This is a genomic window from Chelatococcus sp. CO-6, assembly GCF_001271345.1.
Classification (GTDB): domain Bacteria; phylum Pseudomonadota; class Alphaproteobacteria; order Rhizobiales; family Beijerinckiaceae; genus Chelatococcus_A; species Chelatococcus_A caeni.
Window position 1 is genome coordinate 3,765,556 of record NZ_CP012398.1, and the last position, 12,960, is coordinate 3,778,515.

At 69.7% G+C, this 12,960-nt stretch carries 10 protein-coding genes; 8 read left to right on the forward strand and 2 right to left on the reverse strand.

The annotated features are described in order from the left end of the window. The first annotated feature begins 88 nt into the window (after positions 1–88). Entirely contained in the window at positions 89–1,117 is a 1,029-nt protein-coding gene (locus tag AL346_RS17660; protein WP_050996708.1) for a ribose-phosphate pyrophosphokinase, read from the forward strand. Here AL346_RS17660 and AL346_RS17665 read toward each other — a convergent pair. Next, complete coding sequence (locus AL346_RS17665) at positions 1,053–2,162, reverse strand: hypothetical protein (RefSeq protein ID WP_019403677.1); 1,110 nt, start codon at positions 2,160–2,162, stop codon at positions 1,053–1,055. The genes AL346_RS17660 and AL346_RS17665 overlap by 65 nt on opposite strands. Before the next feature lie 264 nt (positions 2,163–2,426). Between AL346_RS17665 and AL346_RS17670 the strand changes: the two genes are divergently transcribed. After that, the gene (locus AL346_RS17670) at positions 2,427–2,924 is read left to right on the forward strand and encodes a hypothetical protein (RefSeq protein WP_019403676.1); all 498 of its coding nucleotides are present in this window, start codon (positions 2,427–2,429) and stop codon (positions 2,922–2,924) included. After that, positions 2,921–3,139, forward strand: a complete 219-nt coding sequence (locus AL346_RS17675) for a hypothetical protein (RefSeq protein ID WP_019403675.1) — start codon at positions 2,921–2,923, stop codon at positions 3,137–3,139. The genes AL346_RS17670 and AL346_RS17675 overlap by 4 nt, the downstream gene beginning before the upstream one ends. A gap of 103 nt (positions 3,140–3,242) precedes the next feature. Here AL346_RS17675 and AL346_RS17680 read toward each other — a convergent pair whose 3' ends face one another. Continuing rightward, on the reverse strand, positions 3,243–3,689 hold the full coding sequence (locus AL346_RS17680) for a host attachment protein (protein WP_040405206.1): 447 nt from the start codon (positions 3,687–3,689) through the stop codon (positions 3,243–3,245). Positions 3,690–3,937: 248 nt separating this feature from the next. Here AL346_RS17680 and AL346_RS17685 point away from each other — a divergent pair, with 248 nt between their 5' ends. The 5 genes from AL346_RS17685 (at position 3,938) to dnaE (ending at position 12,751) form a co-directional block, all read left to right on the forward strand. Further along, the gene (locus AL346_RS17685; RefSeq protein ID WP_019403673.1) at positions 3,938–4,609 is read left to right on the forward strand and encodes a CBS domain-containing protein; all 672 of its coding nucleotides are present in this window, start codon (positions 3,938–3,940) and stop codon (positions 4,607–4,609) included. 19 nt (positions 4,610–4,628) lie between these two features. Continuing rightward, on the forward strand, positions 4,629–5,567 hold the full coding sequence (locus AL346_RS17690) for a 1-phosphofructokinase family hexose kinase (RefSeq protein WP_019403672.1): 939 nt from the start codon (positions 4,629–4,631) through the stop codon (positions 5,565–5,567). A gap of 89 nt (positions 5,568–5,656) precedes the next feature. Further along, positions 5,657–8,062 (forward strand): phosphoenolpyruvate synthase, encoded by a 2,406-nt coding sequence (gene ppsA / locus AL346_RS17695; RefSeq protein ID WP_019403671.1) that lies wholly within the window; start codon positions 5,657–5,659, stop codon positions 8,060–8,062. Beyond that, on the forward strand, positions 8,059–8,757 hold the full coding sequence (locus AL346_RS17700; RefSeq protein ID WP_019403670.1) for a CBS domain-containing protein: 699 nt from the start codon (positions 8,059–8,061) through the stop codon (positions 8,755–8,757). Before ppsA ends, AL346_RS17700 begins: the two co-directional genes overlap by 4 nt. Positions 8,758–9,280: 523 nt before the next feature. Next, positions 9,281–12,751, forward strand: a complete 3,471-nt coding sequence (dnaE, locus tag AL346_RS17705) for a DNA polymerase III subunit alpha (protein ID WP_019403668.1) — start codon at positions 9,281–9,283, stop codon at positions 12,749–12,751. The last annotated feature ends 209 nt before the right edge of the window (positions 12,752–12,960 follow it).

Here is a 12,960-nt window from a genome sequence, read left to right on the forward strand (position 1 = left end):
ACATCTCCACATTGCCTCACCGGCCGTCAGGCGCTCCTATGTCGGCAGGGGGACGCTCGGTCGCCCGCCATTCGACAGGAGGCACGCGATGCCAGCAGCCACGGTTTGGTCACCCGCCGATGTGCGGCCCGTCGCGGCCGACCGGCTGAAGATCTTCGCACTCGTCGGCTCGCAGGATCTCGGTCAGGCGGTTGCGCGGCTCATCGGGCAGGAGCCGGCCCGGCACGAGGAGCGCGATTTCGAGGACGGTGAACACAAGGCGCGGCCGCTCGAGCCCGTCGCCGGCGCCGACGTCTACGTGATCCACGCGCTGCACGGCGGCCCCGAGCAAAGCGCCAACGACAAGCTGTGCCGGCTGCTCTTCTTCATCGGCGCGCTCAAGGATGCGGGGGCGGCGCGCGTCACGGCCGTCACGCCCTATCTCTGCTATGCGCGCAAGGACAGGCGCACCAAGGCGCTCGATCCCGTCATCACGCGCTATGTTGCCGGCCTTTTCGAGGCCATGGGGACCGATGCGGTCGTCGCGCTCGACGTGCACAACGAAACCGCCTTCGAGAACGCCTTCCGCCGGCCGACGGTGGCGCTTACGGCGGCCCCGCTGCTCGTGCGCCACCTTGCCGCGAGCCTCGGGGACGAGCCGCTGTGCGTCGTCTCGCCTGATCTCGGCGGCGGCAAGCGGGCCGACTTGTTCCGCGAGGTGCTGGAGGCGATGACGGGCCGGGTGGCCGGCAAGGCCTTCGCGGAGAAGCGGCGCAGCGGCGGCGTCGTCTCGGGCGATCTCTTCGTCGGCGACGTCGCGGGCGCCACCTGCATCATCGTCGACGATCTCGTCAGCACGGGCGGCACTCTGGCGCGTGCGGCGAAGGCGGCCCGGGCGGGCGGCGCACGGAGCGTCATCGCCTGCGTGACGCATGGCCTCTTCATGCCCGGCGCCGAAACGGCCCTCGCGGACCCTGCCATCGATCGTGTCGTGTCGAGCGACAGCGTGCCGCCGTTCCGGCTGCCGGAGGGGCCGGTACGCGACAAGCTCGACGTCGTGCCCGTTGCGCCGCTCATCGCCGAGGCGATCGCGCGGCTGCACACGGGTCAGGCACTCGCCGACCTGTTCGTCTATTAAGAATACGCTCAAGCCGTCCTGCATCGGCAAGGGCAAGATCTATGTAGGTGCGCGCGAGGCGTGGCCATTTCTCCGGCGTGCGGGGATCGGCATCGAGAAGGTGGGCGATGGCGAGGCGCGCCCGCAGCAGGGCCCGGTGGCTGCGGTAGAAGAGAAAAAGGCCGCTGCCGCTGCGGTCGCCGAGCGGCCGCGCGAGGCGCCGGCGCAGCGCTTCTCCCGCCCAGCGCACGCCGAGCCGCTCGCATTCGAGATGGAGGAAGGCGATCTCGTCGAGCGGGTCGAGCGCGCGCAGCTGCGCCGAGAACTCGAGGCAGTCGATGACGACGACGGGATCGCTCAGCCAGATATGCTCGGGCCTGAGGTCCCCATGCGCCTCGACAATGCGGCGCGCCCGCCGGCCGATGATGTCCGGCCGCCGGGCGAGGAAGGCGCGCTGCGCGCGGCAGATGCGCGCGATCGCGCCTTCCGGCAGGTGAAAGCGCGGATCGCGCAGGAGCTGCTCGTTCTCGAGCAGGGCTCGCCGCCAGCGCGCCAGATGCACGGCGGGAGCGACGGGAAGGCGGCGGACCCGCCGGTAGAACGTCGCGAGCCGAGCCGCGAGTCGCTCTGCGTCCGCCCGCGTCAGGCGCTGCTCGCGGGCGCGAGTCTCGAGCGTATGGCGCTCGTCCAGGCGGCGCATGAGGACGAGCCAGTCGACGATCGTTCCGACCGCGCCGAAGGACAGGCCGTCCGGCGTCCGCCTGAGCGGCAGGACCTCCAGATAGACATCGGGGGCAAGGCGGCGGTTGAGCGCCAGCTCGGTGCGGCAGGCTGCCGCCCGCTGGTCGATGGTCGAAAAATCGAGATAGGCGGACCGCACGGGCTTCTTGAGCTTGTAGACGTGCTGCTCGGTCAGGAACAGCCAGGACATGTGCGTCTCGTGCGCCTCGACCGTGCATGCGGGCAGGGCGAGGCACTCCGGCTGGCAGAGGAAGCGCACCTTGTCCGCAAGCGGAACATCCGGCGCGGGCTCGGCCTTGAGGCGCGATGTCGAAGGCGCGAACATGCGCTAAGGTTATACACCGCCCCGCCTGCGGCGTTGACGTCGATCAAGGCGAGATGGCCCGTGAGGCGCCATTGTCGCCAGCCAAGGGCACCCTTCGGGGCCGGTGCGGCGGGCCGCCAGCGGGCGCCGCACCGGTTGCCGTAAGGCGGGTTGTCCGCGAGGAGCCTGTCCGAGGTGTGCGGATGGATGCTGCCGGTGCCCTGCTCACCGACCTCTACCAGCTGAACATGCTCCAGGCCCCTCGACGAGGAGGAGATCGCGGCCATGCTGGCGGCCGGCGCCCCCATCGACGGCTTCGGCATCGGCACCAGCCTGACGACCTCTTCCGACGCACCGGCGCTCGACTGCGCCTACAAGCTGCAGGAATACGCCGGGGTCGCGCGGCGCAAGCTCTCGGCCGGCAAGGCCACCTGGCCCGGACGCAAGCAGGTCTGGCGCAGCCATGGCGCCGATGGGCGGATCGCCGGCGACATCCTCTCTGTGGTGGACGATGACCAGCCCGGCACACCGCTGCTTGTGCCCGTCATGCGCGGCGGCAGGCGCATCGCACCGCAGTCGACGCTCGCCGCGATGCGCACGTTTGCGGCCGAGGCCCTGTCCCGCCTGCCAAACGACCTGCGCCGGCTCGATCCGGCGCCGGCCTATCCGGTCACGGTTGCGCCGAAGCTTCACGCGCTCGCCGAGGCTGTCGACCGGCGGCTCGCCGCATCGCAGGGAGGGGCGGGCTCGGACGCGGGAACCAGAAACGGGAGTTGCCGATGAGATCGCCTTCCAAGGCCAAGACGCCGACTGCCAAGACGCCGAGTACCAAGATGCCGACACGAAAGCCGCCCGAGAAGCCGGCCTCCGAGGAGGCTGAAAGGCGGCGGCGGCTTGAGGAACAACTCGAAGAAGGGCTCAAGGGAACCTTCCCGGCATCCGACCCGGTTTCGGTGACGGAGCCGGCGCCGACGCGGCCGGGCAACAACGGCCATTGAGGTCCGCGAGCTGAATCGCCCCCGGGGCTGAGAAGGAAGGGACCGCCTGCGGCTGGCGCGGGCGGTCCTAGGATCGTCGTTGCGGGGCCGCCGGCGTGGGCGGTCACGCGTTCGTCAGCAGCCGCTCGATCTCGTAGACGGGGTGCTTGGTCAGGTCCTTCCCGACCTCGGCGAGCAGCGTCGCGCGCATGTCGTCGGCGAGGCATTCGCGCATGGCGGCCAGCATGCGCGGCGGCGCAACGAGCACGAGGCCGGGCGGATGCATCGCCTTGTGCAGGGATTCGAGCGTCCGCATCGTCTCTTCGGCGAACTGCACCTTGGCCTCGCGGTGCCAGTCCGTGCCCTCGACGGCGCTCGCCGGGCCGGCGGCATTCTGCGTGCGGCCGGGCCGATCGGTGCCGGTCGTCGCATTGGCGCCGTTCTCGGGAGCTTCCGCATGGCGCTCGACCTTGAGGTTGGGAAAGACCTCGTCGCCCTCGTTGCGCAGGAAGAGGGCCTTGCGGGCATCGCACACGACGACGAGGGCATCGTGAGGGAGGGAAAGCTGCATGAGAAGCTCCAGCTGCGAAAAGTGACGCTGCCGATAGTCGAGCACCTGCAGGAGCGTTCATTGATCGACCGCAACCTGGCGTCGAAATCGCACATGCGCCTGCGCCGTTGATCTGACGCAATGCCCGGCGGCTCCCTCCGTGCCAGCGTTGCAAGGTCCCGCGCCTGCGAAGGCAGACCTCGTGGATTGCGCCGGGCGGTCCATTGCCGAACGGGAGGCGAGCGGTGGAACAGACAGCCAGGGATGTCATGGCGACGGACGTGGTGAGCGTCCGCCCCGACACCAGCGTGCGGCACGCCGCCGAGATCATGCTGGCGCGGGGGCTGAGCGGCCTGCCGGTGATCGACGACGACGGCCGGCTCGCCGGCGTCATCACCGAGGGCGACCTCATGCGCCGGGCCGAGCTGCGCGATGCGCTGGGATCCGCAGAGACGTCGGGCGCATCGGCGCAGGACAGGAGCCGCGACTACGTCACCGGCCACAGCTGGCGTGTCGGCGACGTGATGAGCACCCCCGCTGTCGCGGTGGAGGAGAGGACGCCGCTGGGCGAGATCGCAGCGCTGTTCGACCGGCGGGCCATCAAGCGCGTGCCGGTGCTGCGCGCGGGCGTGCTCGTCGGCATCGTCAGCCGGTCGGACCTGCTGCGGGGCATCGTCACGGCCGCGCCGGACCGCACGGCCGCCGGCGACGCCGCCATCCGCCTCGGCATCGTCACGCGGCTGCGCCACGATCTCGGGCTCGCGGACCCTCTGCCCGACGTCGTCGTGACGCGCGGCATCGTCCACCTGTCCGGCATCGTCCGCTCCGAGACGGAGCGCGCGGCGGTGCGCGTCGTCGCGGAAGGGGTCCGTGGCGTGGCCGGCCTCGACGACCGTCTCGTCGTGCAGCCGCAGGAGCCGTCCGGACCTGAAGCGGCATGAAGGCAGAGAAGGAGGCGACATGGCGCCCATCCTCACGGTGACGCTCAGTCCGACCATCGACATCGCGAGCGAGGCCGAGGTCGTGCGGCCGACGCACAAGGTGCGCACGGCGCAGGAGCGGTTCGATCCCGGTGGCGGCGGCATCAACGTCGCCCGTGTCATCGCGATGCTCGGCGGCACGGTCGAGGCGGCCTATCTCGCCGGCGGCATCACCGGCGCGCTGCTCGACCAGCTCGTCGCGCCGACCGGCATCGAGGGCAGGCCCTTTCCGATCGCCGGGGCGACACGGGTCAGCTACACGGTGCACGAGCGCAGCACCGGGCTCGAATATCGCTTCGTCGCATCCGGGCCGGAGGTGAGCGTGGCGGAGCTCGAGCCCTGCCTTGCCCTCCTGCGCGAGACCGACAGCCGCTGGATCGTCGCGAGCGGCAGCCTGCCGCGCGGCTTGCCGCTGGAGACGTTCGCCAGGATGGCGGATATCGCCGCGCAGCGCGGCGCACGCTTCGTCCTCGACAGTTCGGGGGAGGCGCTGGCGGCGACACTCGACCGTTCCCGCGTCTTCCTGGTCAAGCCGAGCCGGGGCGAGCTCGAGCAGTTCGTCGGCCATCCGCTCGACGAGATGGGCGTGCGCGAGGCCGCGCTCGCGCTGGTACGGCGCGGCGCGGCCGAGATGGTGGCCGTGACGCTCGGGGCCGGCGGGGCGGTGCTGGCGAGCAAGGCTGGCATCACGCGCGTGCCGGCGCTGCATGTGCCCGTGCGCTCCGCCGTGGGTGCCGGCGACAGCTTTCTCGGGGCCATGACCTTCGCCCTCGCTGCGGACCGCTCGCCCGAGGAGGCCCTGCGCCTCGCCATCGCGGCCGGGGCGGCCGCAGTGCTGACGCCGGGCACCACCTTGTGCCGGCGCGAGGACGTGCTGCGCCTCTATGCCGAGGCCGAGGCGTGCGAAACAGCCGGCTGATTTGATCACCCTCAAGGCCCCGGCTTCGCTGTCGGCCGAGGCTATGCCTGTCCGGGCCGCCGGGAGGCCCGGGAAGGGGGAGTGGAGCGATGACGAAGCAATCCCCGCCGGTCATCTGGTTCGAGGACCTCTCCCGCGCCGACGTGGCGCGGGTCGGAGGCAAGAACGCCTCGCTCGGCGAGATGGTCCGGGCGCTCGCTCCGAAGGGCATTCGCGTGCCGGGCGGCTTTGCCACCACGGCCGACGCCTTCCGCGACTATCTCGCAGCGAACGGGCTCGGGGCGCCGATCGCGGATCACCTCGCGGCGCTTGCTTCCGGCAAGCAGACATTGGCGGAGACGGGCCAGGCCGTCCGCAGCCTCATCCTGCACGGCGACTGGCCGGCCGCGACGCAGGAGGCGATCATCGCCGCCTACCGCCGCTTGTGCGCCGAGAGCGGCCGCGCCGACATCGACGTCGCCGTTCGCTCGAGCGCCACGGCCGAAGACCTGCCCGAGGCGAGCTTCGCGGGACAGCAGGAGACCTTCCTCAACATCCGTGGCGAGGCGGCGCTCGTCGAGGCCTGCCGCCGCTGCTACGCCTCGCTCTTCACCGACCGCGCCATCAGCTACCGCCAGGCCAAGGGCTTCGACCACATGCAGGTGGCGCTCTCCGTCGGCGTGCAGCGCATGGTGCGCTCCGACATCGGCGGCGCCGGCGTCATGTTCTCCATCGACACGGAGACGGGTTTCGACAAGGTCGTGCGCATCGATGCCGCCTGGGGCCTCGGCGAGACCGTGGTGCAGGGCAGCGTCGGGCCTGACGAGTACCAGGTGTTCAAGCCGCTCCTCGCCGATCCCGCGCTGTCGCCGATCATCGACAAGACCTGCGGGGACAAGGCGCACAAGCTCATCTATGGCGGCGGCGAGACGCCGACCCGCCTCGTGCCCGCGTCGAAGGCCGAGCGGGCCGCCTTCGTGCTCGACGATGTCGAGATCCTGACCCTCGCGCGCTGGGCCGTCGCCATCGAGACCCACTACGGCTGCCCGATGGACATCGAATGGGCCAGGGACGGCGAGACCGGCGAGCTCTTCGTCGTCCAGGCAAGGCCCGAGACGGTGCAGGCCCGGCGCCGCGCCGATGCCTTCCGCACCTTCCGCATCACCCGCAAGGGTCGCAAGCTTTCCTCCGGCCTCGCCATCGGCGACGCGGTCGTCTCCGGTTGGATCTGCCTCATCGAAAGCGCCCGCGACATCGCACGTTTCGTCGACGGCAGCATTCTCGTCACCGGGACGACCGATCCCGACTGGGTGCCGGTCATGAAGCGGGCCGCGGCGATCGTCACGGACAGGGGCGGGCGCACCTCCCACGCGGCCATCATCAGCCGCGAGCTCGGACTGCCGGCCATCGTCGGGACGGGCAACGCGACGGAACTGCTCCACGACGGCCAGGAGGTGACGGTGTCCTGCGCCGAGGGCGACGAGGGCTTCGTCTACGAGGGCACAGCCGATGTGGAGGCGGAGACGCTCGACATCGGCGCCCTCCCGCAGACCGCCACCCAGGTCATGCTCAACCTCGCCAACCCTGCGGCGGCCTTCCGCTGGTGGCGCCTGCCGGCCGACGGCGTCGGGCTGGCGCGCATGGAATTCGTCATCAGCAACGCCATCCGCGTCCATCCGATGGCGCTCGTGCGCTACGACGAACTGCGCGACGAGACGGCCCGGCGCGAGATCGCCGCGCTCACGGCCGGCTATGGCGACCGCACGGACTATTTCGTCGACCGGCTGTCGCGCGGGCTCGCGCGGCTTGCCGCCAGCTTCCACCCCAAGCCGGTCATCATCCGCACGAGCGACTTCAAGACCAACGAATATGCCGGCCTCGTCGGCGGCGCCGGGTTCGAGCCGCACGAGGAAAACCCGATGATCGGCCTGCGCGGCGCCTCGCGCTACTACTCGCCGCACTATCGGGAGGGCTTTGCGCTCGAATGTCGTGCCATCCGGCGCCTGCGCAACGAAATGGGCTTCCGGAACGTTATCGTCATGATCCCGTTCTGCCGTTCGCCCGCCGAGGCCGACGCGGTCCTCGCCGTCATGGCGGAGAACGGGCTCAGGCGTGGCGAGGACGGGCTGGAGGTCTACGTGATGTGCGAGATCCCCTCCAACGTCATCCTGGCGCGGGAGTTCGCCGCACGTTTCGACGGCTTCTCCATCGGCTCCAACGACCTCACCCAGCTCACGCTCGGTGTCGACCGGGATTCGGCGGAGCTCGCCCCGCTGTTCGACGAGGAGGACGCGGCGGTGAAGTGGATGATCGCGCGCGTCATCGGCGAAGCGCGTGCCGCGGGCGCGAAGATCGGCCTGTGCGGCCAGGCGCCGAGCGACAATCCGGCCTTTGCCGCCTTTCTCGTCGAGGCCGGCATCCATTCCCTGTCCGTGAGCCCCGACAGCTTCGTCGCCGTCAAGCAGGCGGTTGCCGCTGCAGAGCGCCGGCACGGACACAACGAGGAGGCACGATGATGAAGGTTGGCGACATCATGACCCTGGGCGCGGCGACGGTGCGTCCCGACACGCCGCTCCTCGAAGCCGCGCAGCTGATGCTGCACCACGGCATCAGTGGCGTGCCTGTCGTTGACGCGGACGGACGGCTCGTCGGCATGGTGACCGAGCGCGACCTGCTGCGGCGGGCGGAGACCGGCACCGAGCACAGGCGCCCGCGCTGGCTCACCTTCCTCATGGATCCGGCGGCGCGGGCGGAGGACTATGTGCGCAGCCACGGCCGCAAGGTGTCCGACGTCATGTCGCACGACCCCGAGAGCGTCGCCCCCGACGCTCCGCTCACCGATGCGGTGGAATTGATGGAGCGGCGCGGCTTCAAGCGGCTGCCGATCGTGCGCGACGGCAAGGTCATCGGCATCGTGAGCCGGGCCAATTTCCTGCGCGTCCTGGCGCGCCGGCTCGAGGACGCGGCAGAGGCCACGGCCGAGGACATGGACATCCGCCGGCGCATCCTCGACGAGGTCGATCGCCAGGGCTGGGTGTCGAATTCGTCGCTCGACGTCGTGGTCAACGCCGGCAAGGTCGAGCTCGACGGCACGGTCGACGACGAGCGCGTGCGCGATGCCGTCCGCGTCTTGGCCGAGAACGAGCCGGGCGTCAGCGGGGTGGTGGATCGCCTGCGCGTCCAGCGTCCCATGACGCAATGGCCCATCTGACGGCGGTTCCCGCGACATCGCGCTATCGGTTCCGGGGGCCAGCGATCCGCCGGTCTTGAGAGTGGCCGAGGCGTCGGGTGCCTCGGTGACAGTCGCCACGAACCGATTGCTACCCCGTGCGCAGGCGAGCACCCGCGCTCCGGCTGCTTCGCGCCGCCATCCCTGAAGGCACGCCGCACGGAGCGCCGGCGACGGTAATGATTTATTGACTCAAACACGCGCCGGGACTTGAACAAACAGTGAATAGCGGTGAACATAAGACGAACAAGAGGAGCGAGACATGTTCAAGACCGTTGTCACCTCACTTGTCGAGATCGCATCGCTCGGCGTCTTCGTCACCATGATCGGCGTCTGGGCCACGGTTGCCAGCGCGCCTCCCGTCTGATCGAAAGACCGTCCACAGCCGGTCGGGCGCCGACCCTCGACGGCGCCGACCGGTCAAGGCGATACTGCGGCGCTCCCGAGCGATCGGATGGATCAGCAGCGAGTCGCCGGGGCCGAAGGGACGAGGACGGAACGAACGATGGGCAGCATCCTGAGCAGCGTCGGCTTCGTGCATCTTCACGTGCACTCGTCCTATTCGCTGCTCGAGAGCGCCCTGACCGTCACGACCCTCGGCAAGCTCGCCGCCGCCGACAAGATGCCGGCGCTTGCCCTGACCGACACCAACAATCTCTTCGGCGGACTGGAGTTCTCGGAGAAGCTGAAGGGCCTCGGCATCCAGCCCATCGCCGGCGTGCAGCTGTCGGTCGCCTTCGAGGAGCAGGACCCGGCCCAGCGCAGCGTCCACGCCCGCGATTTTCCCCACATCGTCCTTCTGGCCCAGGACGAGGAGGGGTACGGCAACCTGATGCGGCTCACGAGCTGGACCTATCTCGATACCGATCCCAGCGAGAAACCGCATGTGCCGCTCGACCGGGTCCTCGCCAACAGCCGAGGCCTCATCGCGCTGACCGGCGGCTTCGGCGGACCGCTCGACCAGGCCCTGCGCGAGGGACGGTCCGAAAGTGCCGAGGCGCGGCTCAAGGCCTTGCGCGGCGCCTTCGACGGGCGGCTCTATGTGGAATTGCAGCGCCACGGCCTGCCCGAGCAGGCTGCCGCCGAGCCGGAGCTGCTGCGGCTCGCCTATGACCTCGGCCTGCCGATCGTCGCGACCAACGAGCCCTTCTTCGCCAAACAGGACGACTACGAGGCCCATGACGCGCTGCTGGCGATCGCGGCCGGGCGGCTCATGTCGGACGAGAACCGGCGCCGCGTCACGCCGCAGCACGACTTCAAGACGCGCGCGCAAATGGCTGATCTGTTTTCGGATTTGCCGGAGGCGCTGTCGTCGAGCGTCGAGATTGCCATGCGCTGCGCCTACCGCATCCGCACGCGCAAGCCGATCCTGCCCCGGTTCGATGCCGGCACAGAGGGCGCCGAGAGCGACGAGGGTGCGGAGCTGCGCCGTCAGGCGGTGGAGGGGCTGAAGCGCCGCCTCGATGCGCACGGCCCGGCGCCCGACCTGACGGTGGCGGATTACGAGGAGCGGCTCGACTTCGAGCTCTCGGTCATCGAGCGCATGAAGTATCCCGGCTACTTCCTCATCGTGTCGGACTTCATCAAATGGGCGAAAGCGCACGACATCCCCGTCGGGCCGGGGCGCGGCTCGGGCGCCGGCTCGCTCGTCGCCTATGCACTCACCATTACCGACCTCGATCCGCTGCGCTTCGGCCTGCTGTTCGAGCGCTTCCTCAACCCCGAGCGCGTGTCGATGCCTGACTTCGACATCGACTTCTGCCAGGACCGGCGAGAGGAGGTGATCGGCTACGTCCAGAAGCGCTACGGCGAGGACAAGGTCGCGCAGATCATCACCTTCGGCACCTTGCTCGCCCGCGGCGTGATGCGTGACGTCGGCCGCGTGCTGGAGATGCCCTACGGCCAGGTCGACAAGCTCACCAAGCTCGTGCCGCAGAATCCGGCCAATCCGGTGACGCTCAAGAAGGCCATCGAGGACGAGCCGCGCCTGCAGGCTGCCGCCGAGGAGGAGCCCGTCGTCGGCCGCATGCTGGCCATCGCCGAGAAGCTGGAAGGCCTGCACCGGCACGCCTCGACCCATGCCGCCGGCATCGTCATCGGCGACCGGCCGCTCGAGGAGCTGGTGCCGCTCTATCGCGATCCGCGCTCGGGCATGCGCGTCACCCAGTTCAACATGAAGTGGGTGGAGCAGGCCGGCCTCGTGAAGTTCGACTTCCTCGGCCTCAAGACGCTGACGGTGCTGACGACGGCGGTCAATTTCGTGCGCCAGCGGGGTATTGATCTCGACCTGTCGCGCATCCCGCTCGACGACCGCACCACCTTCGAGCTCCTCGGCCGCGGCGAGACGGTCGGCGTGTTCCAGGTGGAAAGTGCGGGCATGCGCAAGGCCCTCGTCGACATGCGCGCCGACCGGCTGGAGGACCTCATCGCCCTCGTCGCCCTCTACCGGCCGGGCCCGATGGCCAACATCCCGGTCTATTGCGACCGCAAGCACGGGCGCGGCGAAGCCTCCGAGAAATGGTACCTGCACCCGAAGCTGGAGCCGATCCTCAAGGAGACCTTCGGCATCATCATCTACCAGGAGCAGGTGATGCAGGTGGCGCAGGCGCTGTCGGGCTATTCGCTCGGCGAGGCCGATCTCCTGCGCCGCGCCATGGGCAAGAAGATCAAGGCGGAGATGGACGCCCAGCGCGTGCGCTTCGTCGAGGGCGCGCTGAAAAGCGGCCTGACGAAAGACCTTGCCGACGAGATCTTCGACCTGCTCGCGAAGTTCGCCGACTACGGCTTCAACAAGAGCCACGCGGCGGCCTATGCGCTGGTCGCCTACCAGACGGGCTATCTCAAGGCCAACTACACCGTCGAGTTCCTGGCCGCCTCCATGGCGCTCGACATGGACAACACGGACAAGCTCTCGGAATTCCGCCGCGAGGCCGAGCGTCTCGGCATCCGTGTCGAGCCGCCGTCGATCAACCGCTCGGGCGTCTCCTTCGAGGTCGACCACGACGGCGTGGGCCCCGGCATCATCCGCTACGCGCTCGCCGCGACCAAGGGCGTCGGGCGTCAGGCGGTTGAAAGCATCATTGCAGCACGCGGCGACAAGCCTTTCACAAGTCTTTCTGATTTCGCTTCGCGCATCAATCCGCGCCTCGTCAACAAGCGCACCCTGGAGGCGCTGATCGCGGCAGGCGCGTTCGATGAGCTGGAGCCCGACCGGGCGCGCGCGACGGCGGCGATCGACGCCATGATGGCGCTCGCATCGCGCATGGCGGCGGCGGCCACGGACGGTCAGGCGGACATCTTCGGCGGCCTTGCCGCCGGCCCCGAGCCGCTGCGCATCCCGCCCTACGAGCCGTGGGTGCCGGCCGTGCGGCTGCAGAAGGAATATGACGCGGTCGGCTTCTTCCTGTCGGGCCACCCGCTCGACGGGTACGAAGAGATGCTCGAGCGGCTGCGCGTGCAGCGCTGGGTGGATTTCGCCAAGGCGGTGAAGGCCGGCGCGACCATGGGCCGGCTGGCGGCAACGGTGCTCGACCGGACCGAGCGGCGCACCAAGAGCGGCAGCAAGATGGGCATCGTCATGCTCTCGGACCAGACCGGGCATTTCGAGGCCATCGTCTTCTCGGAGGGGCTGCAGCGCTTCCGCGATCTGCTGGAGCCCGGGCGGGCGGTGGTGCTCGTGGTGCAGGCCTCGGTCGAGGGGGAGGACGTGCGCGCCCGCATCCAGTCCGTCGAGCCGCTCGACGAGGCCATCGCCCAGCATCAGAAGGGCATGCGCATCTATGTGCGCGACGAAGTTCCGCTCGCCAGCGTCAGCGAGCGCCTGAAGCAGCGCGGCGAGGGCGAGGTGTCGATGGTGCTCATCCTCGACAATGCGCAGGAGGTGGAGCTGCGCCTGCCCGGGCGCTATCTCGCCACCCCGCAGATCGCCGGCGCCCTGCGCGCCGTGCCGGGCGTGGTGCACGTCGAGCTGCAATAGACGCCAGAGTCGTTGTTCGGCGGAACTGGCAGGGTCCATGCGGTGATAGCGGCGGGTTCAGGTCATGCACTGGTTCCCGGCTCTCGCCTGCGCTGCGCGCATGCGGGCCGGGAAACGCCGGCCTGACCGGGAGAGCCCTCGTTCCCCGGACGCATGCAGTGGAGCGCAGCGGAACGGAATGCGAGCCGGGGTCCAGCGCATGATGCCGA

Coding starts and splice junctions, on each gene's coding strand:
- AL346_RS17690 (WP_019403672.1), top strand. CDS start 4,629: ATGGCGCCCATCCTCACGGTGACGCTCAGTCCGACCATCGACATCGCG.
- AL346_RS17675 (WP_019403675.1), top strand. CDS start 2,921: ATGAGATCGCCTTCCAAGGCCAAGACGCCGACTGCCAAGACGCCGAGT.
- AL346_RS17670 (WP_019403676.1), top strand. CDS start 2,427: ATGCTGGCGGCCGGCGCCCCCATCGACGGCTTCGGCATCGGCACCAGC.
- AL346_RS17685 (WP_019403673.1), top strand. CDS start 3,938: ATGGCGACGGACGTGGTGAGCGTCCGCCCCGACACCAGCGTGCGGCAC.
- dnaE (WP_019403668.1), top strand. CDS start 9,281: ATGGGCAGCATCCTGAGCAGCGTCGGCTTCGTGCATCTTCACGTGCAC.
- AL346_RS17665 (WP_019403677.1), bottom strand. CDS start 2,162: ATGTTCGCGCCTTCGACATCGCGCCTCAAGGCCGAGCCCGCGCCGGAT.
- ppsA (WP_019403671.1), top strand. CDS start 5,657: ATGACGAAGCAATCCCCGCCGGTCATCTGGTTCGAGGACCTCTCCCGC.
- AL346_RS17700 (WP_019403670.1), top strand. CDS start 8,059: ATGATGAAGGTTGGCGACATCATGACCCTGGGCGCGGCGACGGTGCGT.
- AL346_RS17680 (WP_040405206.1), bottom strand. CDS start 3,689: ATGCAGCTTTCCCTCCCTCACGATGCCCTCGTCGTCGTGTGCGATGCC.
- AL346_RS17660 (WP_050996708.1), top strand. CDS start 89: ATGCCAGCAGCCACGGTTTGGTCACCCGCCGATGTGCGGCCCGTCGCG.